The organism is Bradyrhizobium sp. USDA 4504, assembly GCF_054063995.1.
In genome coordinates this window covers 7,101,670-7,121,647 of sequence record NZ_JBSSGV010000001.1, presented here as the reverse complement: position 1 = coordinate 7,121,647, position 19,978 = coordinate 7,101,670, and the positions used below count along the sequence as shown (strand labels likewise).

The following is a 19,978-nucleotide window of genomic DNA, read 5'->3' as shown; positions in this document are numbered from 1 at the left end:
CTTAACGCGATCCCAACAAGGCGCCGGAAGGACAAGAAAAAGCGGGCGTTACCATGCGTGATGACCGTCACAGTCGGTTTCAAGCTTCTTCGCGGCACGGAAACGCTATAGAACCGGCGTCGCATTCCCTGGAGCCGTTTCCGCTCCGATGAAATCGGAACGGGGCTCCGGATTCCTTATTTGACGCGTTGTCTTCACGCGAACCGCACCCCTTCGCGCGAAAACGCTTGAGAGGCTTTGAGAGATGACCCGATTTCTGCTTGCCGTCGTTCCGCTGGTTCTGTTGACGTCGGCCGCCTCGGCGCAGCAGCAGGGGCGCGATGCCTGCTCGCGCGATGCCTCGCGGTTCTGCCGCGCCCATCTCGGCGAGGGCGATCAGGTCGTATTGGCGTGCCTGAAGGAGCATCGCAGCCGCCTCAGCAAGGCCTGCCAGCAGACGCTCGCCGATCACGGGCAGTAGACCCATCAGCTGTCATTCCGGGGCATTGCGGAGCGATGAACCTCAGATGCGCAACTGCGCATCGGGGAATCTCGAGCTGATGATCTCCAGATTCCGGGTTCGCGCTATTCGCGCGCCCCGGAATGACAATGGAGTGACTACGTACTGCTGCCCGCTGCGGTCGCGACCACCGGGATCACCTCCTTGGCGGCGCGGTCCGGGGTCTCGTCCTTCCAGCGCACCGATCCGAACGGACGCTCCAGCATCCGGCGCACGCGGATCGGCTCGGCGCCGATGTGGAAGTCGGCGGCCTTCTGATGCAGTTCGCGCTCGATCTGCGTGGCGCGGTTGCGCTGGCGCAGGAAATCGAGCCAGGTCGGGCAATGATAGCGCTCGGTCCACAATTCGGGATCGGCGATGTCGCGGGCGATCGACCAGCCATAGGCGCCGTTGCGCTGGCGGCTGAGCTGCACGTCCTGCATCACATTGTGGAACGCGCGGGCGTTGTCCTGGGCCACCCGGTATTCGATCTCGACCACCAGCGGGCCGCTGCGCCCGCTCAGTTGCAGCCGCACCTCGGGGTCGGCCAGCGCATCCGTCGCGTCCTCGTTGCGCGCGCCGATCGGCGGCATCCTGAGCCAGATGCCGAGCAGCGGCGACAGCAGCATCAGACCGGCGGAGATCAACAGCGCCATCTCGACGCCGCCGACGTCCGTGATGCGGCCCCAGCACCAGCTGCCGATCGCGATGCCGCCGGCGATCGCGGCCTGGAAGGCCGCCAGCGAACGTCCCGCGACCCAGCGCGGTGCGGAGAGCTGCACGCCGATATTGAACAGCGCGATCGCCAGCATCCACACCGCTCCGGCAACCACCAGCGCGGCGGCGGTGATCACCGGCTGCTTGCTCACGGCAACCGCGGCGATCGCCGCGCCCATCGTCAACGCACAGACGCGGATGGCGGCTTCGCCGCTGAGCCGGCTGCGGATCTCGCTGATGTTGAGCGCGCCGATCACCGCGCCCATGCCGAAGGCGCCGAGCATGATGCCGTAGGTCTGCGCGCCGCCATGCAACAGATCACGCGCCACCAGCGGCATCAGCGCCGAGACCGAGCCGCCGATGATGCCGGTCACCATGGTGCGGGTCAGCACGATCTTGATCGACGGCGAATTGGTGATGTAGCGCACCCCGGAGACGATGGCGCGGTTCAGCCGCTCGCGCGGCAGCCGCGACGGCTCGCTGACGCGATTCCACAGGAACAGCACGACGAGCAGCGGCAGATACAGCACGGCATTGGCGGCGAAGGCGGCCACGGCGCCCGCGGACGCGACCACGATGCCGCCGATCGCCGGACCAAAGCTGCGCGCGATGTTGTAGCTGATGCCGTTCAGCGCGACCGCCGCGGGCAGCGTCTCCGGCGGCACCTGTTCGCTGACCGAGGACTGCCAGGCCGGGCCGAACAGCGCCATGCCGCTGCCGACGACGAAGCACAGCGCGAGCAGGATGTTCGGCGTTACCAGATTGAGCCAGGCCAGCACGGTCAGGCTGGTGGCGCCGGTCAGCGCGATCGCCAGCGACACCAGCGCGACGATGCGGCGGTCGTGCATGTCGGCGATGGCCCCGGCCGGCATCGAGATCAGCATCACCGGCAACATCAAGGCGGTCTGCACCAGCGCGACCTTGTCGGCCTCCGAGGTCATCTGCGTCATCGCCCAGGCCGCGCCGACGCCCTGGATCAGGATGCCTAGATTGGAGAGCAGGCTCGCGAGCCAGATTCGCCTGAAGATTGAATGCCGCAACGGTGCAGTGATACTGTCGGGGCGATCACGCGGTTCGGTCATATCCAGTTCCGGTTGGCCTGCTATGGCTTGTTGGACGATTCCGGCTGCACCAACTGATGCCCGCGAAACGCGTATCCTGTCCAGCGATTACGGCATCCTTGGCGGGGATAGGGTACAGCTAAAGCACTGAAAGACCTGAGGAAGGCCAAGGGCAGGTCAAGGGAAGGTCGGGGGAAGGGGCTAATGGCACTGTCGCGGCGGAGAATATTGCAAGGGGCCGGCGCCCTGTCCCTCTTGGCCAGCCGCCTCGGCGCCCCGGCCTCGGCTCAACCGGCGCCCGCCGGTGACACCCCGCCGATTCTGTTCGTGCACGGCAATGGCGATCACGCCGCGCTCTGGATGACGACGCTGTGGCGGATGGAATGCAACGGGGTGCCGCGCGAGCGCATGGCCGCGATCAATTTCACCGATCCGCTGGCACGCACCGACGACAAGATCGAGCAGGCGAGCCGCTCCTCGACCGAGGACCAGCGCCGCGAGCTCGCCGAGGCGATCAGGGAGCTGAAGCAGAAGACCGGTGCGCCACGGATCGCACTGGTCGGCAGTTCGCGCGGCGGCAATGCGATCCGCAATTACATCAAGAATGGTGGCGGCGGCGACATCAGCCACGCGGTGCTGTGCGGCACGCCCAATCACGGTGTGTATGCGTGGGACGACGGGCTCGGCAACGAGTTCAACGGGCGTGGTCCGTTCCTGCGCGGACTGAACGATGGCGACAGCGAAGTGACTGTCGGCACCCTGTTCCTGACGCTGCGCAGCGACGGCCTCGATAAATATGCGCAGGCCGACGGCCGCTTCGCCGGCAAGCCGGGCACGCCGACCAACGTCACGACGGACGGCCCGGCGCTGAAAGGCGCGACCAATCTGGTGCTTGGCGCGGTCGATCATCGCGAGACCGCCTTTCATCCGCGGGCCTTTCGCGAGATCTACAAATTCATCGCAAGGCACGAGCCGTGGCGGATCGAGATCGTGCCGGAGACCGCGGTGAGGCTGAGCGGCCTCGTCACAGGCATGCCCGGCGGCGTGCCGACCAACCGGCCGGTGCCGGGGGCCACGGTAGATATCTATCATGTCGCGGCGGAGACCGGCGAGCGCATCGGCGGCCCGCTGCACAGCTCGCAGACCGGCGCCGACGGTCGCTGGGGTCCGGCGCAGGTCGACCCGTCGTGGCCGCTCGAATTCGTGCTGACATCACCTGGTACGGCGACGACGCACATCTATCGCTCGCCGTTTCCGCGCTCGTCCGAGATCGTGCATCTGCGCGCGGCGCGGCCGCTGGGACCGGCCGATGCCGGCGCAGGCGCGGTCGTGCTGATGTCGCGGCCGCGCGGCTATTTCGGCCTGCCGCGCGATATCGTGCTGTTCGACGGCAAGGAGCCGGCCGATGTAAAGCCGGGCGTGCCGACCGATTCGGTGACGACGATGCGGCTGGCCGCGGACGATGTCGGCCGTCCGGTCGCCGCGATCTTCAACGGGGAGCGCATCGTGATGCGGGCCTGGCCGGCATCGGAAAATCGGATTGCGGTCGCCGAGCTGACTTATTAGGTCTGGTGGAGGGTCCGCGCGCCTTCTTGGCGCCGGGATCGCATGGCCGGATCGGCCGTCGCGTGAGGCAGGAAGCGAGGACCATGAGCATAGCCGAGGTCTACGATATCACGGTCACGCGGCGGCCCCTGGTCCCGCCGGCCCCGCCGCGCGCGCCGGACGACATGGGCGCGTTCCAGCGCATGCGCGTGATGCGCAACTCGCCGATCGAGACCTGGGGCCAGCGCGCCTATGAGGACGACATTGTCCAGGGCCGTTTTCTCGGCCACTCGAGCTTTATCCTCAACACGCCGGATGCGATCCGCCATGTGCTGGTCGACAATTACGAGAACTACACCCGCACGCCGGCCGGCCTTCGCGTGCTGCGTCCGATGCTCGGCGAGGGGCTATTGATCGCCGAAGGGCGGGCGTGGAAACATCAGCGCCGCACGCTGGCGCCCGCGTTCACGCCGCGCGCGGTGACGACGCTGGTGCCTTACATGATTGCGGCGGTCGACGAGACCATCGCCAAGCTGAAGTCGGCCAGCGGCGGCCCGGTCGATCTGCGCGAGGCGATGCAGCGGATGACGCTGGAGATCGCCGGCCGCACCATGTTCTCGTTCGGCATGGATCGCCACGGCGCCGCGCTGCGGGATTTCGTGATGGAGTATGGCAACACGCTGGCGCGGCCGCACATGCTCGATCTGGTGCTGCCGTTGAACTGGCCGACGCCGCAGGATTTCCGCCGCGCCCGTTTCCGCAAGCGCTGGACCGCGTTCGTCGGCATGCTGATGGCCGAGCGACGTGCGGCCGGCAAGGATGACAACGCGCCGGCCCGCGACCTGTTCGACCTGATGGGCGCCGCGCGTGATCCTGAAACCGGCGAGGCCTTCACCGATGCCCAACTCGGCGACCAGGTCGCCACCATGATCCTGGCCGGCCACGAGACGACTGCGACCGCGCTGTTCTGGGCGCTCTATCTGCTGGCGCTCGATCCCCTGACCCAGGAACAGCTGGCGGCAGAAGTCGGGAGCGCGGCGACGTCTGGCGCGCTCGACATCGAGCGGCTGAAATTCACCCGCGCGGTGATCGACGAAACCATGCGGCTTTATCCGCCGGCGTTCCTGATCGCGCGTGCGGCAGGCGGTCCCGATACCATCGCGGGCCGTCCGGTCAGGAAGGGTGACGTAATCCTGATCGCACCGTGGCTGTTGCACCGGCATGAGAAGCTGTGGCGCGATCCGAACGCGTTCGTGCCGTCGCGTTTCATGACGGGAACGCCGCCCGATCGGTTCGCCTATCTGCCGTTCGGGGTCGGCGCGCGGGTCTGCATCGGGGCGCATTTTGCGTTGGTCGAGGCGACGCTCGCGCTTGCGAAGATTGTCGGCGCATTCCGCGTAGCGCTGGCGGACAAAGATCCGGTGCTGCCGATCGGCGTGGTGACGACACAGCCGAACCGTTCGCCGGTGTTTACGATCAAGCCGCGCTGATCTTGCGCGGCGGTGTCCCAATGCTCATCTAGGGGCTCACCATGAGCGATACGCAGGCCCATTTCGCAGTCCTCAGGCAGACGACCGATCCGGCCGTGGTCGATGCGATGCAGCAGTTGATCGCGGACGGTCATGATCGGGATCTCAACCGTATCAATCTGCTGGATTTCTCGAGCCGCACCGGGCTCGACCAGGAGAAGGTGATCTCCGGTTTCCTGCATGCGTCGCGGCTCGGCCTGTTCGACATGAGCTGGAATGTGCTGTGCCCGGGCTGCGGCGGCGTGCTCGATGCGCATTCGACGCTGAAGTCGTTGCGCCATGACGACTATAATTGTGCGCTGTGCGCGGCCGGATACGAAGCGTCCGTCGACGATCTGGTCGAGGTCGCCTTCACCGTCAGCCCGCGCGTGCGCCGCATCGGCGCGCATGATCCGAATACGCTGCCGATCTGGGAATATGTCCGCCAGATGTTCTGGAGCTCGGGCATCGAGCTCAACGAAGACTCGCTGGAGCGCCTGCTCAAGGAGGTGACGCTGGAATCGCTGGAGTTGCCGGCCGGCGAAAAGGCGCTGCTGTCGCTGCAATTGCCGAAGCAGTTCCTGATCGTGTTCGAGCCGGTGACGCACTCGGCGCATTTCTTCGACGTGCAGGGCGAGCCGACCACCGAGCGCCAGCAATTCTCGATCGTGTTCAACAAGCTGCAGGCGCCGACCGGCACCACAGTGCTGCGGCCGGGGCCGCTCCGGCTGTCGCTGGACAACCAGACCGACACCCGCGTGCTGCCCGCTGTTTGGGTAGCGGCCGATGCGCTGCATGAGCTGCTCGGCAAGCGCAAGCCGATCCTCACCGCGAAGCGGATGCTGTCGAACCAGACCTTCCGTGATGTGTTCAAGGCCGACAACCTCACGGTCGACCAGCGGCTGAAGATCACCGCGCTCACCTTCCTGTTCACCGACCTCAAAGGCTCGACTGCGCTCTATGAACGGGTCGGCGATCTCGCCGCGTTCGATCTGGTGCGCGCGCATTTCCACGCGCTGCTCGAGATCATCGCTTCCGAGCACGGCGCCGTGGTGAAGACGATCGGCGATGCCGTGATGGCGACCTTCATCCGGCCAGAGCATGCATTGTCGGCGGGCCTGCGCATGCGGGCGGCGATGAAGCAGCTCAACACCGCGCGCGGCAAGGAAGATCTGATCGTCAAGATCGGCATCCATGAGGGGCCGTGCCTCGCGGTGACGCTCAACGAGCGGCAGGATTATTTCGGCCAGACCGTGAATATCGCAGCCAGGGTGCAGAGCCTGTCGACGTCGCAGGAAATCCATTTGACCCAGCCGGTGATGGAATCGGCTGAGGTCGCGGGCATCCTCGATCGCGCCGCGATCAAGCCGATCCAGAAGGAAGCGGCACTGCGTGGCATTGCCGACAAGCTCGTGGTGTACGAGATACCGTAGTTGAGCACATCGTCATTCCGGGATGGTCCGTCAGGACCAGACCTCAGATGCGCAATTGCGCATCGGGGAATCTCGAGATTCCGGGTTCGATGCTTCGCATCGCCCCGGAATGACTCAATCCATGTTGCCGAAACGTAATGTCGCAGCGGGAACCTGCGCGGATTGCACCGGTTCTGTTTCCACGCCATATAGATTTCAACGGAGCGGGATCCGGAAAAACTTGATAGCCGGATAGATCGCGCTCAAATCAGGCAGACTTCATTCCACAGAGAGAACGATGCTCGACGGACTTCGCCAATTCATTGCCGATATCGTTTCCCCCGACGCCCAGGCCGACCGCACCTTCGATGACGGCGACTATCGCCTGGCGGCGACGGCGCTGCTGGTGCATGTCGTCTCGCTGGATGGCGAGCCGACGCCTGCCGAGACGCGCAAGCTGCACGGCCTGATCGAGAGCCGTTTCCAACTCGATCGCGGCGCGGCCGACAAGCTGATCGCCTCTGCCATGCGCGTCGAGGGCGAGGCCGTCGATCTCTATCACTTTACCAGTGTGATCATGCGCTCGGTGAACGAGGAGGGACGCCTGCGCATCGTCGAGATGATGTGGGAGCTGGTCTATGCCGACGGTCAGGTCAGCGAGTTCGAGGACAATGTGGTCTGGCGCGCCGCCGATCTGCTCGGCATTTCCTCGCGCGACCGCATCGATCTCAAGCATCGGGTTGCCGAGAAGCAGGCGGCGCTGCCAAAGGGCCCCTGGGGCACGGCGGACGCCGCAATCTGACGCGATTGCCCGCGCCGGCGGACGCATCGTCACCGGTATCAGGGATGACGAAATTTTAATGTCCGCCGCGATTGTGGGCGATCCGACTGAAAATCTGGCGTTTCACCACAAAACCAGTACCTCGCCGCTGTCCACAAGCTTACACACGGCTTGCGTCCCACCGCATGCCTATGCTCTCGTCGGCTTGTTGGGGACCTCACTAGAATTTGCAGTAAGAGTTTGAAACGTGACCGAGCGTGTGACGCTGATAACCGGGGCATCGGCGGGCATAGGCACCGAACTGGCGCGCGTGTTTGCATCGAATGGTCACCGTGTGGCGCTGGTGGCGCGGCGCGCCGACCGCCTGAAGGCGCTCGCCGACGAACTCGGGGCCAAGGGCGGCGCAGCGCCGATTGTGATCCCCTGTGATCTCCAGCACGCCGATGCGGGCGACCGGATCGCGCAGGCCCTGACCGACGCCGGGGTCGAGGTCGAATTTCTCGTCAATAATGCCGGCTTCGGCCTGTTCGGCCGCGCCATCGAGCGCGACCGCGCCGAGCAGCTCAACATCATCAATGTCAATATCCGCGCGCTGACCGATCTGACGCTGCGCTTTGCCGACCAGCTGATCCGCAACCGCGGCGGCATCCTCAATCTCGGCTCGATCGCCGGATTTCTGCCAGGCCCCGGCATGGCCGTGTACTACGCCAGCAAGGCCTATGTGTTGTCGTTTACCGAGGCGTTGCGCTGTGAGCTGGCGCCGCAGGGCGTGCGTGTCACCGTGTGTTGCCCGGGCCCGGTACCATCGGAGTTTCAGGATCGCGCCGGATTTGCCCCTGGATTCGATTCCGCCATCCTCAACGTTTCACCGGAAGAGGTGGCCCGTCAGGCCTATCGCGGGTTGATGGCCAACAAGCGCGCGGTGCTGCCCGGCACCTTCATCAAGCTGGTGCCGTTCCTGCTCCGGCTGTTTCCGCGCGACTTCATCCTGACGGCGGTCGGCGGATTCCAGCTCCGCAAGCGCTAGCTGCCCTGGAAAGCCCACTCGTTGCCGCTAAGGCTGTTTCTGGCCCGCGATTTGCTTCGCCTGGCTGTGCGCAAACTCACACGATGTTAACGACCACTTAGCTATGATCGCGCCTTACGTGCCGAAACTTTAAGCAGAGGCAATGTCGTTCCGGACTGACCAGAGCCGTGTCGTGGTGCCCTTCGCCAGCCGAAGGCCGGCCGCGGTCACGCCCAGAGATCAGGTCTTGGATCAGATCTCGGCTCAGGTCTCGTTGCGGCCGGTGCTGATCGTGCTGCATCAGGAGACATCGACTCCCGGCCGGATCGGCAACGCCCTGCGCGCGCTGGGCTACCGCCTCGACATCCGCCGCCCGCGCTTCGGCGACGCGCTGCCCGAAACGCTCGATGCGCATGCCGGCGCGGTGATCTTCGGCGGTCCGATGAGCGCCAATGACGGCGACGACTACGTGCGGCGCGAGATCGACTGGATCGCCGTTCCGCTGCGCGAGCAGCGTCCGTTCCTGGGCATCTGCCTCGGCGCGCAGATGCTGGCGCGGCAGCTCGGCGCCGAGGTCGCGCCGCATCCGCAAGGCCGTGTCGAGGTCGGCTATTATCCGGTCAGGCCGACCGAGGCGGGCCGCGCGCTCTGCCCGGGCTGGCCGGCGCGGGTCTATCACTGGCACGGCGAGGGATTTCAATTGCCGGCCGGCGCCGACCTGCTCGCGGCGGGCGACGATTTCCCGGTGCAGGCGTTCCAGTTCGGCAACGCCTTCGGCCTGCAATTCCATCCCGACGTGACCTACGCGATGATGCATCGCTGGACCACGCGCGGTTGTGCACGGATGGATTCGCCGGGCGCACAACCGGGTCATCTGCACTTCGCCGAGCGTGCTGTGCACGATGCCGCCGAGCGCGCGTGGCTGAAGCATTTCATCGACGGCTGGATCGCGCGCGTGCCGCGACGGCAGCTGCTGCAGGCCGCGGAATAGCCGCCACGCGGAATTTCGCGCCGGCTTTTCATTCTGGTGAATGTGCTACTGTCGGTCGCCGCGCGCAGGCCGCATCGCCGCGCGTATCAATAACGACAAGGCACAGGGAGATCGCCGTGAGCTACGAGCACATCCTCTATGAGGTCAGCGACAGGATCGCGACCATCACGCTCAATCGCCCCGATCGCATGAATGCGTGGACCGCGATCATGGAGCGCGACGTGCGCCACGCGATGGAGGCGGCGGCCGACGACGACAACGTTCGCGTCATCGTGCTGACCGGCGCGGGCCGCGGCTTCTGCGCCGGCGCCGACATGGACGCGCTGAAGGGAATCGATCCCAACGAGGTCAGGCGCGGCGAGAACATCCCGTTCGACATGAACCGCCGCGCCGACTGGCAGACGCGCTACGCCTACTACCCCGCGATCAGGAAGCCCGTGATCGCGATGCTCAACGGCGCCACCGCCGGCATCGGCCTGGTCCACGCGCTCTATTGCGATTTGCGCTTCGCCGCTGACACCGCGGTGTTCACCACCGCCTTCGCGCGGCGCGGCCTGATCGCCGAACACGGCATCAGCTGGATGCTGCCGCGCATCGTCGGCCACGCCAACGCGCTCGATCTGTTGATGTCGGCGCGGCGGGTGTCGGCGGAGGAGGCGCTGCGCATCGGCCTCGTCAACCGGCTTTCCTCGCCGGAGAAGCTGCGCGAGGAGACCTATGCCTACGCCCGCGACCTCGCCGATTTCGTCTCGCCGAGCGCGATCGCTGTGATCAAGCGCCAGATCTACGACGTGCCGTTCCAGACGCTCGCCGAAGCCACCATCGATGCCAACCGCGAGATGCAGATCGCGCTGAAGGGCAATGATTTCAGGGAAGGCGTCGCGAGCTTTGTGGAGAAGCGGCCGCCAAGGTTTACGGGGACGTGAGGGGGCTAACGGACAAAGTCCGTCTTCGCCCTTTGGGCTTCGCCGGACACCACGCTTCGCCCTCCAGGCTCCTGCGCGGCTGCGCCACGCGTAGCCCGAAGGGCGAAGCGTGGTGGAGCCAGGCGGGATCGAACCGCCGACCTCGTCATTGCGAACGACGCGCTCTCCCAGCTGAGCTATGGCCCCATCGCGGCCGGGTGTTGCTGAGTATCCCGGCCGTCAGTCGGGCGCCATTTACAGTCCCGCCCAAGGTCAAGTCAAGAACGGTGAAGGCGCGGTTTTCGGCCCGTCCCGCAGGGAACTTCCCTTGTTTGCGGGGGGATGAACCGATATCTAGGGCGTGATCCCGACCCGGCGGACCGCGCGAGCGCCCAGCGCATAGCGGTTTTCCGAAACGATCCCGCTCAAACAAGAAGCGCGATGGCGGCTCAGTCCGGTCTCGTTGCGCCTCAATCGGTTGTCTTACCCGCGAGCCCCCCTCATATGCGCGCTGTTCTCGACATCGTCATCATCATCCTCGACCTCTATGTCTGGCTGCTGATCGCCTCCGCCATCCTGTCCTGGCTGGTCGCCTTCAATGTGGTCAACACGCGCAACCAGTTCGTTTCCGCGGTGGCCGAGTTCCTCTACCGGATCACCGAGCCGGTGCTGCGGCCGATCCGCAACGTGATGCCGAATCTGGGCGGGCTCGATATTTCACCGATCATCGTGATCCTGATCATCATGTTCATCCAGCGGGTGATCGCCTATTACATCTATCCCAACGTGATCTGACCCTTTCTCGACGGGGCCTTGATGGATCCGTGGCGCTATTCCACCGAGGGCATCAGCATCGCGCTGCGCGTGACGCCGCGCGGCGGCCGCGACGACATCGACGGGATCGAAACGCTGGCCAACGGCCGTTCGGTGGTGAAGGTGCGGGTGCGCGCCATCGCCGAGGGCGGCGAGGCCAACCGTGCGGTGACTGAGCTGCTGGCCAAGGCGCTCGGCGTGCCGAAGGCCAGGGTTAAGCTGCTGTCCGGGGCCACCTCGCGGCTCAAGCAGGTCGCGGTGGACGGCGATCCGAAAGGGCTCGGCGATACATTGAGGAAGCTGACGGCGGCCAAGCCGAACCAGCAGACAAGGGACTGACATGACTGCCCGCATCATCGACGGAAAAGCCATCGCCGCCGAGCTTCGCGCCCGCGTCGCCGACGAGGTCGCCCGCGTCAAGCGCGACCACCAGCTCACGCCGGGGCTCGCCGTCGTGCTCGTCGGCCATGATCCCGCGAGCGAGGTCTATGTCCGCAGCAAGCACACCCAGACCCAGGCCGCCGGCATGGCCTCGTTCGAGCACAAGCTGCCGGATGATGTGTCGCAGGCCGATCTGCTGGCGCTGATCGCGCGGCTCAACCGCGATCCCATGGTGCATGGCATCCTGGTGCAGCTGCCGCTGCCGAAGTCGCTGCACACCGAGACCATCATCAACGCGATCGATCCGGCCAAGGACGTCGATGGCCTGCACCCCAACAATGCCGGCCGGCTCGCCGGGGGCTTGGCGGCGCTGTCGCCCTGCACGCCGCTCGGCTGCATCATCCTGACCAAGAGCGTGCACGCCTCGCTGGAGGGCATGAACGCGATCGTGATCGGCCGCTCCAATCTGGTCGGTCGTCCGCTGGTGCAATTGCTGCTGAACGAGAACGCGACGGTGACGATCGCGCATTCGCGCTCGCGCGATCTGCCAAAGCTCTGCGCCCAGGCCGATCTGGTCTATGCCGCGGTCGGCCGGCCCGAGATGGTGCGGGGCGACTGGCTGAAGCCGGGCGCGACGGTGATCGATGTCGGCATCAACCGCATTCCGGTGCCCGGCGGCAAGCCGAAACTGGTCGGCGATGTCGCGTTCCAGGAAGCCCTCAATGTCGCCGGCGCAATCACGCCGGTGCCCGGCGGCGTCGGGCAGATGACGGTGGCGTGCCTCCTGGTCAACACGCTGCGCGCCGCCTGTGCGATTGCCGGCTTGGCGGCGCCGGCGGTGTGAAATGCTCCCTCGCCCCGCTCTTGCGGGGAGAGGGTTGGGGTGAGGGGCCCCTCTCCGAGATGGGACTGTCGAAAGACCTGTACCCCCTCACCCGGATCGCATTCCGCTCCGCTACATGCGATCCGACCTCTCCCCGCAAGCGGGGCGAGGATAGTCACTTCTTCTTCGCGCGCTCGATGCCTTCGAGGATCAGCCTGCGGGCTTCGTCGGCGTCGCCCCAGCGTAGCACCTTCACCCACTTGCCCTTCTCGAGGTCCTTGTAGTGCTCGAAGAAGTGCTGGATTTGCTGCAGCGTGATGTCGGGCAGGTCGCTGTAGTTCTGCACCTTGTCGTAGCGCTGGGTCAGCTTCGATGACGGCACCGCGATGATCTTCTCGTCGCCGCCGGCCTCGTCCTCCATCAGGAGCACGCCGACCACGCGGACGCTCATCACCGCGCCCGGCACGATCGCGCGGGTGTTGACGATCAGCACGTCGCAGGGATCGCCGTCGCCGGACAGCGTGTGCGGGATGAAGCCGTAATTGCCGGGATAGCGCATCGGCGTGTAGAGGAAGCGGTCCACCACGAGCGTGCCGGCTTCCTTGTCCATTTCGTACTTGATTGGCTCGCCGCCGACGGCAACCTCGATGATGACGTTGACGTCGTGGGGCGGATTTTTTCCGATCGATATGGCGTCGATACGCATGGATTGCTCCGCGTGGCCTTTGGAAGTTGAGAACGATGTGATTTTTTGGTTGGCGCCGCCGGGCCGCGAAACGGCTCCCGGCCCGGCCTTGGGGCCGGGCTGGCCGACGCGCGCAGCGCTGGAGGCTGGTTTAGCCTTGCTGCAGCTGCGAGAGAAGCAGGATTTTCAGTTGGCCCAGGCGAAAGCGACCTTGTCGAGCGACTTGGGCCCGAACCGCTCCGAAGAGCGCGCCACCATCCGGCCGCCCAGCGCACGGTAAAACTCGGTCGCCGGCTCGTTGTCGGAGAGCGCCCAGATCACCATGCTCTTGAGGCCGCTCTGCATCAGGTCGCGGCGGGCGGAGGCGAACAGGCGCCGGCCGAAGCCAAGCCCCTGGAATTCCGGCCGCAAATAGAGCTCGTAGATCTCGCCTTCGAAATGCAGGCTGCGGGCGCGGTTGCGGCCGTAATTGGCGTAGCCTGCGATCCGGTCGCCGAACACCAGCACGCTGACGCGGCTGCCCTTGCGGATGGCGCTGTCCCACCACTGCGGGCCGCGGCGATTGATCAGCTTTTCGAGTTCGGCGCCGGGGATGATTCCCTGATACGCCGAGCGCCAGGCTTCGTCATGGGTAGACGCCACCGCCGCCGCGTCTGCAGCTTTGGCCGGCCGGACCTCGATTAGCGTTGTGCTCATGCCTGTAATCAAAGCAAGTCGGCGGGCCGCCTTCAAGGTCCATCGTTAATTATCGGTTAATCTGTGGATTTTTTGCATCAGTGTCGTGAGAACTTGTTCCGAAAGAGGACACTTGCCGGAGTTCAAGCGGCCAACCGCCGATCCGGAGCTGTGCAAAGCGTGGATCGCGAGCGCAGTATGACACTGCCATAGTTGGAAAAAGCTCATTCGGGGGCTGATTCGCGGCCAGGATTCTGCGAGCGAATCCAGACGCGATGTGGGTACTCCGACCGCGCCACGCCTGCCCCGCCGCAGTGGATTTTCGCGCCCGACCGGCCTATGGCAGCGGCGGTATTTGTGCGCGCCGAAGTTGGCCTGATCACGAGCGGACTGCGATGACGCTCTACTTCCTGATCAAATATCTGCACGTGCTCGGGGCCATCGTGATCCTGGGCACCGGGACCGGCATCGCCTTCTTCATGCTGGCGGCGCATCGCACGCAGGATGTGGCGTTCATCGCGCGCACGGCGGCGACCGTCGTGATCGCGGACATGATCTTCACGCTGAGTGCCGTGCTGCTTCAGCCGGTGAGCGGCGGACTGCTGATGCTGTTGTCGGCAACGAGCATCACCGAGCGCTGGCTGGCGATTTCGCTTGCGCTCTATGTGCTGGCCGGCGTGTTCTGGGTTCCCGTCGTCTTCATGCAGATGGAGATGCGCAATCTTGCGCAGGCGGCCGTCGAAAAAGGTCTTCCGCTGCCGCCGCGTTATTTTGCGCTGTTTCGCCGCTGGATCCTGTTCGGTATTCCCGGCTTCGGCTCGGTGATGATCATCCTCTGGCTGATGATCGCGAAACCATTTTAGCGCAGTGTCGTCATTCCGGGGCGATGCGAAGCATCGAACCGCAGATGCGCAATTGCGCATCGAGGAATCTCGAGATTCCGGGTTCGCTTCGCACCCCGGAATGACGCCAAATAGTCTGGGGCCTCATGAGTGACGACGCATCACACAACATCCTCGTGCTCGGCGCCTCGGGCCTGATCGGGCGCACCATCACCGACGATCTGAGGGCGCGCGGCTTTCACGTGATCGGGGTCGCGCGGCATTTCACGCCGGCGCAGAAAATCAGCGCGACCGACATCGAGCTGCCTGTCATGTCGATGGATGCCGCGGCGCTGACGCAGCTGCTTCGCACGCACGAGGTCAACATCGTCGTGAACTGCCTCGGCGTGCTGCAGGATGGTCCGGGCAGCGACACAAGCGCGGTGCATTGCGACCTCGTCGCGCGGCTGTTGCAGGCGATCCGTGACAGCCACCGCGTCATCCGTCTCGTCCACATCTCGATTCCCGGCACGGCCGAGGCGGACCGCACCGCCTTCAGCACCACCAAGCGCGAGGCCGAGCGGCTGATCGCGGCGTCCGGGATTCCCCATGCGATCCTGCGTCCGGGCTTCGTCATCGCGCCGTCGGCTTATGGCGGCAGCGCCATGCTGCGCGCGCTGGCGGCGCTGCCGGTCGATCTGCCGGCCGAGGAGGCGGCGACGCCGTTCCAGCCGGTCGCAGTCGAGGATATCGCCGCCACCATCGCCTGGCTTGCGGCGCGCGATGTCGCCGATGAAGCGGTGCGATCGGTGACATGGGACCTGATGCAGGAGCAGCCGATTTCGCTCGGCGGCGTCATCGCCCAGTTCCGCCGGTCGTTCGGCACGGCAAAGCATGTCCGCATCGCGACGCCGCCGGTCCTGATCGATCTCGGCGCCCGCCTCGGCGATCTCGCGAGCCGGCTCGGCTGGATGCCGCCGCTGCGCTCCACCGCGATCGCCGAACTGCGCCGCGGCGTCACCGGCGATCCCGCAGGCTGGATGCAAGCGACCGGCATCGTGCCGACGACAATCGCGCAAGCGGTCGGCGGCCGCCCCGCGACCATTCAGGATAAATGGTTCGCGCGGCTGTTCCTGATCAAGGCGCTGATCTTCGCAAGCCTCGTGCTGTTCTGGGTCGCATCCGGCTTCATCGCGCTGGTGATCTCCTATGACGCCGCGGCGGGCATTTTGCGTGCGCACCATTTCCCGGCGGCGCTGGTCGGGCCGGTGACGGTGTTGACCAGCCTGATGGACATGAGCATCGGGGTGCTGATCGCGATCCGTCGCACCGCGGCGTTCGGTCTGATCGCAGGCATCGTCGCCTCGCTCGGCTACATGGCGGGATCGGCGATCCTGACGCCGGATCTCTGGATCGAGCCGCTCGGCGCGCTGGTGAAGACGGGACCTGCGATCGTGCTGATGCTGGTCGCGCTGTTGATCCTGGATAACCGGTAGCGTTTTCGAGCGAAGTGGGAACCGGTTCGCGTGAAGAAAACGCGTTGAGGGAATCGAGATGAGCAGTTGGCCCGACGACGACGTGATCCTCTATGACGGCGTCTGCATCTTCTGCTCGCGCTGGGTCCGCTTCGTCATCGCCCGCGACACGGCACGCCGCTTTCGCTTCACGCCGATCCAGTCCGGCTACGGCACGCGGCTGGCGAAGAGCTTCGGCATCGATCCTGACGACCCCGACACCAACGCCGTCGTCCATGGCGGCGTCGCCTACATGAAGTCCGACGCGGCGCTGACGGTGCTGAGCCATCTGCCCGGCTGGCGCTGGACCCGCACACTGTTCGCGGTCCCCAAGCCGCTGCGCGATGCCGTCTACAGCCTGATCGCCCGCAACCGCTATCGCATCTTCGGGAAGTACGAGACGTGCTTCGTGCCCGACGCGGATATGCGGGCGAGGGTGCTGGAGTGAAGTCTGGTCGTTCGGACCATCCCGGAATGACCAATCTGACGGCTACCCCTTATGCGGAAATCCATCCGCCACTTCCCTCGCCGCCCGCTCGCCCGAGTCCCGCGCGCCGTGCGCCGTCGAGAAAAACTCCGGCGACGTCGCTTCGCCGGCGAAGAACAGCCGCCCGTCGACCGGCGCGGCCAGCACGGCGCGCTTGTCGGCGTGGCCGGGCAGTGCGTGCGAGTAGGAGCCGCGGGCGAACGGGTCATGGGCCCAGCGGGATTCGCTGAGCGGCTTCAGCTTGCGGCGGAAATCGCTGCCGAGAAAGGAGACGATCTCGTCGATACTGTGCGCGGCGATGGCGCCGTCGCCGGCATCTTCAAGCTGTCGCGCAAAACGGCCGCCGAAGAAACCTTCGATGCAGGGCTGGCCGAACGGGCGGATGTGATAGGTGCCCATCTCGGTGCGCATGGTGGCGCCGCGCAGATTGCCTTCCTTCGGCAGCGCCTCGGGCTCGGCGAGCGCCAGCGTCACCTTGTCGGCAAGGCCGAGCGGCAGGCCGCGCGCGGCGTCGAGCTTGTCCGGCAGCGCAGGTAAAAAGCGGATCGTCTGATCGGCGATCAGGTTGGTCGGCACGGTGACGATCACCTTGTCCGCCTCAAGCGCGCCGCGCGAGGTCTCGATGCGGATCCGCTTGCCGGAGTGATCGATCAGGCTGACCTCGCAGTTCAGCGCCACCGGCACCTGCGCGCCATAGGCCGCGACCAGCGCGCCATAGCCGCGCCGCACCCGCCAATTGACGTCGGTGTCCTCATAGGCGTCGACGTCGAGGATCGAGACCTGGTCGAGCTCGCAACCGTTCACATAGGTGGAGATCGCATCGATCATCGGGTTCCAGCGGTTGCCAGGCTCGAGGTACAGGCTGGCCGGGCAGTCCTTGCCGTGCCGCGCCGCCTGCTCGATGCGGTCGTAGAATTGGTCGAGTGCGTGCGTGAAGTCGTCGCGAGCGGCCTGCGGGAACGCCTCGCCGTAGGCGCGCTCGCGCCACGGCGGCAAGTCCTTGTTGAGCTCGAAGTTGAGTTGCCGGGCGATGCCGACAAAGCTGTTCCGGTCGGCCGAGTGCAGCCAGCCGCAGCCGACGTCGAACACCACGTCAGGCGCGGCCTGAATCGTATGCGCGCGGCCGCCGAGGCGGTCGCGGGCTTCCAGCACGATCGTGGAGAGGCCGGAGTCCTTCAGCGCATTCGCGGCACCGAGGCCGGCGGCGCCGGCGCCGATGATGGCAACATCGACCGTGGAGGGAGGGGAAGTCATGTCCCGGCTCTAGCACGTCCGCCGCCGGGCCTGAAGCCGCCACATGCATGACTGTCATCACCCGCGCAGGCGAAGGCGGGTGATCCAGTATTCCAGAGACAGTAGCGATTGAACTGATGGGCCGCGGCGTACTGGATGCCCCGGTCGAACCGGGGCATGACAGCTTACGCCACCGCTTCCTTGGCCTTTTCGGCGCGCTTGCGGTCGTTCGGGTCGAGGTGCTTCTTGCGCAGTCGGATCGACTTCGGCGTCACCTCGACGAGCTCGTCGTCCTCGATATAGGCGAGCGCCTTTTCCAGCGTCATCCGGATCGGCGGCGTCAGGCGCACCGCCTCGTCCTTCGAGGTGGTGCGGATGTTGGTGAGCTGCTTGCCCTTCAGCACGTTGATCTCGAGGTCGTTGTCGCGGGTGTGCTCGCCGACGATCATGCCCTTGTAGACCTTCCAGCCCGGCTCGATCATCATCGGGCCGCGGTCTTCCAGCTTGAACATCGCATAGGCCACCGCTTCGCCCTGGTCGTTGGAGATCAGGACGCCGTTGCGGCGGCCCTGGATCTCGCCCTTGTAGGCGGCATAGCCGTGGAAGATGCGGTTCATGATCGCGGTGCCGCGGGTGTCGGTCAGCAATTCGCCCTGGTAGCCGATCAGGCCGCGGGTCGGCGCGTAGAACACCAGCCGCAGGCGGTTGCCGCCGGAGGGGCGCATCTCGATCATCTCGGCCTTGCGCTCGCTCATCTTCTGCACGACGACGCCGGAATGCTCCTCGTCGACGTCGATCACGACTTCCTCGATCGGCTCCTGCCAGGCGCCGGTCGCCTCGTCCTTCTGCAGCACGACGCGCGGGCGCGACACCGAGAGCTCAAAGCCCTCGCGGCGCATGGTCTCGATCAGGATCGCGAGCTGCAATTCGCCGCGTCCGGAGACTTCCATGGAATCCTTGTCGGCGGCCTCGACGACGCGCAGCGCGACATTGCCCTCGGCCTCGCGCATCAGGCGGTCGCGGATCATGCGCGAGGTCACCTTGTCGCCCTCGGTGCCGGCGAGCGGCGAGTTGTTGACGATGAACGACATCGACACCGTCGGCGGATCGATCGGCTGCGCCGGCAGCGGCGTCTCGACGGTGGGATCGCAGAAGGTGTCGGCAACGGTGCCCTTGGTGAGGCCCGCGATCGCGACGATGTCGCCGGCCTCGGCCTCCTCGAGCGGGGTGCGCTCAAGGCCGCGGAAGGCGAGGATCTTGGTCAGGCGGCCGCTCTCGATCAGCTTGCCGTCGGCGGACAGCACCTTGACCTGCTGGTTCGGCTTGATCGAGCCCGAGGAGATGCGGCCGGTGATGATGCGGCCGAGATAGGGGTTGGCCTCGAGGATGGTGCCGATCATGCGGAACGGACCTTCCTCGACCTTCGGCGGCTCGACGTGGCGCACGATCAGGTCGAACAGCGGCTGCATGCCGAGGTCCTTCGGACCCTCCGGGCTCTCCGCCATCCAGCCCTGCTTGGCCGATCCGTACAGGATCGGGAAGTCGAGCTGCTCCTCGCTGGCGTCGAGCGCCGCGAACAGGTCGAACACCTCGTTGATGACCTCGGTCGGGCGTGCGTCGGGACGGTCGACCTTGTTGATCACGACGATCGGCTTCAGCCCGATCTTGAGCGCCTTCGACACCACGAACTTGGTCTGCGGCAGCGGGCCCTCGGCGGCGTCGACCAGCACCAGCGCGCCGTCCACCATGTTGAGGATGCGCTCGACCTCACCGCCGAAGTCGGCATGGCCGGGGGTGTCGACGATGTTGACGCGGATGTCCTTCCACTGCACCGAGGCGGCCTTGGCCAGGATGGTGATGCCGCGCTCGCGCTCCAGGTCGTTGGAGTCCATGGCGCGCTCGGTGACCTTCTGGTTCTCGCGGAAGGTGCCGGATTGCTGCAGCAGGCGGTCGACGAGGGTGGTCTTGCCGTGGTCGACGTGGGCGATGATGGCGACGTTGCGAAGGTTCATGGCTCTTCTTCTGGTCGTGCAATGGTCAGATGCGCGATCTCGCCGGACCAGTTTGGCCGGCCGCTCGCTCGCGTGGCCCATTCGGGCCCGGATCACGCTCATACCCAAGAAATTTGACGGGGACGCATCA

General features: G+C 65.7%; 19 protein-coding genes and 1 tRNA gene. 14 read left to right on the top strand and 6 right to left on the bottom strand.

The genetic code is table 11. From position 1 onward, the window contains the following. Positions 1 to 244 precede the first annotated feature (244 nt). The gene (locus ACVMB1_RS33360; protein ID WP_076834986.1) at positions 245 to 460 is read left to right on the top strand and encodes a hypothetical protein; all 216 of its coding nucleotides are present in this window, start codon (positions 245 to 247) and stop codon (positions 458 to 460) included. Between the two features lie 137 nt (positions 461 to 597). On the opposite strand, the gene ACVMB1_RS33355 is transcribed toward ACVMB1_RS33360, so the two are convergent. Then, a complete protein-coding gene (locus tag ACVMB1_RS33355) occupies positions 598 to 2,277 on the bottom strand; it encodes an MFS transporter (RefSeq protein ID WP_076834985.1) in 1,680 nt (559 codons plus the stop codon). A gap of 183 nt (positions 2,278 to 2,460) precedes the next feature. Here ACVMB1_RS33355 and ACVMB1_RS33350 point away from each other — a divergent pair, with 183 nt between their 5' ends. The 7 genes from ACVMB1_RS33350 (at position 2,461) to ACVMB1_RS33320 (ending at position 10,425) form a co-directional block, all read left to right on the top strand. After that, entirely contained in the window at positions 2,461 to 3,822 is a 1,362-nt protein-coding gene (locus tag ACVMB1_RS33350; RefSeq protein ID WP_076834984.1) for a hydrolase, read from the top strand. Between the two features lie 83 nt (positions 3,823 to 3,905). Further along, complete coding sequence (locus ACVMB1_RS33345) at positions 3,906 to 5,291, top strand: cytochrome P450 (protein ID WP_076835005.1); 1,386 nt, start codon at positions 3,906 to 3,908, stop codon at positions 5,289 to 5,291. Positions 5,292 to 5,332: 41 nt separating this feature from the next. Further along, entirely contained in the window at positions 5,333 to 6,742 is a 1,410-nt protein-coding gene (locus ACVMB1_RS33340; protein WP_076834983.1) for an adenylate/guanylate cyclase domain-containing protein, read from the top strand. 277 nt (positions 6,743 to 7,019) lie between these two features. Then, positions 7,020 to 7,523 (top strand): tellurite resistance TerB family protein, encoded by a 504-nt coding sequence (locus ACVMB1_RS33335; RefSeq protein WP_016847256.1) that lies wholly within the window; start codon positions 7,020 to 7,022, stop codon positions 7,521 to 7,523. 226 nt (positions 7,524 to 7,749) lie between these two features. Next, on the top strand, positions 7,750 to 8,529 hold the full coding sequence (locus ACVMB1_RS33330) for an SDR family NAD(P)-dependent oxidoreductase (protein ID WP_076834982.1): 780 nt from the start codon (positions 7,750 to 7,752) through the stop codon (positions 8,527 to 8,529). A gap of 142 nt (positions 8,530 to 8,671) precedes the next feature. Beyond that, a complete protein-coding gene (locus ACVMB1_RS33325; protein ID WP_076834981.1) occupies positions 8,672 to 9,499 on the top strand; it encodes a glutamine amidotransferase in 828 nt (275 codons plus the stop codon). Positions 9,500 to 9,615: 116 nt separating this feature from the next. Then, a complete protein-coding gene (locus ACVMB1_RS33320) occupies positions 9,616 to 10,425 on the top strand; it encodes an enoyl-CoA hydratase (protein ID WP_076834980.1) in 810 nt (269 codons plus the stop codon). 110 nt (positions 10,426 to 10,535) lie between these two features. On the opposite strand, the gene ACVMB1_RS33315 is transcribed toward ACVMB1_RS33320, so the two are convergent. Next, positions 10,536 to 10,611, bottom strand: a tRNA-Ala gene (locus tag ACVMB1_RS33315). A 297-nt stretch (positions 10,612 to 10,908) separates the two neighbouring features. Between ACVMB1_RS33315 and ACVMB1_RS33310 the strand changes: the two genes are divergently transcribed. From ACVMB1_RS33310 to folD, 3 genes are read left to right on the top strand one after another with little or no spacing between them, the layout of a single operon-like run. Beyond that, on the top strand, positions 10,909 to 11,199 hold the full coding sequence (locus ACVMB1_RS33310) for a YggT family protein (RefSeq protein ID WP_016847252.1): 291 nt from the start codon (positions 10,909 to 10,911) through the stop codon (positions 11,197 to 11,199). A gap of 21 nt (positions 11,200 to 11,220) precedes the next feature. Continuing rightward, positions 11,221 to 11,556 (top strand): DUF167 domain-containing protein, encoded by a 336-nt coding sequence (locus ACVMB1_RS33305; RefSeq protein ID WP_016847251.1) that lies wholly within the window; start codon positions 11,221 to 11,223, stop codon positions 11,554 to 11,556. Between the two features lies 1 nt (position 11,557). After that, on the top strand, positions 11,558 to 12,442 hold the full coding sequence (gene folD, locus ACVMB1_RS33300) for a bifunctional methylenetetrahydrofolate dehydrogenase/methenyltetrahydrofolate cyclohydrolase FolD (RefSeq protein ID WP_076834979.1): 885 nt from the start codon (positions 11,558 to 11,560) through the stop codon (positions 12,440 to 12,442). A 154-nt stretch (positions 12,443 to 12,596) separates the two neighbouring features. Here the strand turns inward: folD and ppa are convergent, their stop codons facing one another. Continuing rightward, positions 12,597 to 13,127: an inorganic diphosphatase gene (ppa, locus tag ACVMB1_RS33295; RefSeq protein WP_028337382.1), complete on the bottom strand. Its 531-nt coding sequence runs from the start codon at positions 13,125 to 13,127 to the stop codon at positions 12,597 to 12,599. Positions 13,128 to 13,292: 165 nt separating this feature from the next. Beyond that, on the bottom strand, positions 13,293 to 13,802 hold the full coding sequence (locus tag ACVMB1_RS33290; RefSeq protein ID WP_016847248.1) for a GNAT family N-acetyltransferase: 510 nt from the start codon (positions 13,800 to 13,802) through the stop codon (positions 13,293 to 13,295). A 374-nt stretch (positions 13,803 to 14,176) separates the two neighbouring features. Between ACVMB1_RS33290 and ACVMB1_RS33285 the strand changes: the two genes are divergently transcribed. The 3 genes from ACVMB1_RS33285 to ACVMB1_RS33275 all read left to right on the top strand — a co-directional run bounded on the left by ACVMB1_RS33285 (position 14,177) and on the right by ACVMB1_RS33275 (position 16,564). Beyond that, the gene (locus tag ACVMB1_RS33285) at positions 14,177 to 14,644 is read left to right on the top strand and encodes a DUF2269 family protein (protein WP_076834978.1); all 468 of its coding nucleotides are present in this window, start codon (positions 14,177 to 14,179) and stop codon (positions 14,642 to 14,644) included. A gap of 125 nt (positions 14,645 to 14,769) precedes the next feature. Continuing rightward, positions 14,770 to 16,098, top strand: coding sequence for an SDR family oxidoreductase (locus ACVMB1_RS33280; RefSeq protein ID WP_076834977.1), 1,329 nt, complete (start codon positions 14,770 to 14,772; stop codon positions 16,096 to 16,098). A gap of 58 nt (positions 16,099 to 16,156) precedes the next feature. Further along, positions 16,157 to 16,564 carry a thiol-disulfide oxidoreductase DCC family protein gene (locus tag ACVMB1_RS33275; protein ID WP_076834976.1) on the top strand — a complete coding sequence of 136 codons (408 nt, stop codon included), beginning with the start codon at positions 16,157 to 16,159 and terminating at the stop codon, positions 16,562 to 16,564. A gap of 42 nt (positions 16,565 to 16,606) precedes the next feature. Here ACVMB1_RS33275 and ACVMB1_RS33270 read toward each other — a convergent pair whose 3' ends face one another. Beyond that, complete coding sequence (locus ACVMB1_RS33270) at positions 16,607 to 17,857, bottom strand: flavin monoamine oxidase family protein (protein WP_076834975.1); 1,251 nt, start codon at positions 17,855 to 17,857, stop codon at positions 16,607 to 16,609. A gap of 164 nt (positions 17,858 to 18,021) precedes the next feature. Beyond that, positions 18,022 to 19,848, bottom strand: coding sequence for a translational GTPase TypA (gene typA / locus ACVMB1_RS33265; RefSeq protein WP_016847242.1), 1,827 nt, complete (start codon positions 19,846 to 19,848; stop codon positions 18,022 to 18,024). Positions 19,849 to 19,978: the final 130 nt, after the last annotated feature.

Bases quoted from the DNA above. Each gene is read 5' to 3' on its own strand.
- ACVMB1_RS33360 (WP_076834986.1), top strand. From the start codon at position 245: ATGACCCGATTTCTGCTTGCCGTCGTTCCGCTGGTTCTGTTGACGTCG.
- ACVMB1_RS33355 (WP_076834985.1), bottom strand. From the start codon at position 2,277: ATGACCGAACCGCGTGATCGCCCCGACAGTATCACTGCACCGTTGCGG.
- ACVMB1_RS33350 (WP_076834984.1), top strand. From the start codon at position 2,461: ATGGCACTGTCGCGGCGGAGAATATTGCAAGGGGCCGGCGCCCTGTCC.
- ACVMB1_RS33345 (WP_076835005.1), top strand. From the start codon at position 3,906: ATGAGCATAGCCGAGGTCTACGATATCACGGTCACGCGGCGGCCCCTG.
- ACVMB1_RS33340 (WP_076834983.1), top strand. From the start codon at position 5,333: ATGAGCGATACGCAGGCCCATTTCGCAGTCCTCAGGCAGACGACCGAT.
- ACVMB1_RS33335 (WP_016847256.1), top strand. From the start codon at position 7,020: ATGCTCGACGGACTTCGCCAATTCATTGCCGATATCGTTTCCCCCGAC.
- ACVMB1_RS33325 (WP_076834981.1), top strand. From the start codon at position 8,672: ATGTCGTTCCGGACTGACCAGAGCCGTGTCGTGGTGCCCTTCGCCAGC.
- ACVMB1_RS33310 (WP_016847252.1), top strand. From the start codon at position 10,909: ATGCGCGCTGTTCTCGACATCGTCATCATCATCCTCGACCTCTATGTC.
- ACVMB1_RS33305 (WP_016847251.1), top strand. From the start codon at position 11,221: ATGGATCCGTGGCGCTATTCCACCGAGGGCATCAGCATCGCGCTGCGC.
- folD (WP_076834979.1), top strand. From the start codon at position 11,558: ATGACTGCCCGCATCATCGACGGAAAAGCCATCGCCGCCGAGCTTCGC.
- ppa (WP_028337382.1), bottom strand. From the start codon at position 13,127: ATGCGTATCGACGCCATATCGATCGGAAAAAATCCGCCCCACGACGTC.
- ACVMB1_RS33290 (WP_016847248.1), bottom strand. From the start codon at position 13,802: ATGAGCACAACGCTAATCGAGGTCCGGCCGGCCAAAGCTGCAGACGCG.
- ACVMB1_RS33285 (WP_076834978.1), top strand. From the start codon at position 14,177: ATGACGCTCTACTTCCTGATCAAATATCTGCACGTGCTCGGGGCCATC.
- ACVMB1_RS33280 (WP_076834977.1), top strand. From the start codon at position 14,770: ATGAGTGACGACGCATCACACAACATCCTCGTGCTCGGCGCCTCGGGC.
- ACVMB1_RS33275 (WP_076834976.1), top strand. From the start codon at position 16,157: ATGAGCAGTTGGCCCGACGACGACGTGATCCTCTATGACGGCGTCTGC.
- ACVMB1_RS33270 (WP_076834975.1), bottom strand. From the start codon at position 17,857: ATGACTTCCCCTCCCTCCACGGTCGATGTTGCCATCATCGGCGCCGGC.
- typA (WP_016847242.1), bottom strand. From the start codon at position 19,848: ATGAACCTTCGCAACGTCGCCATCATCGCCCACGTCGACCACGGCAAG.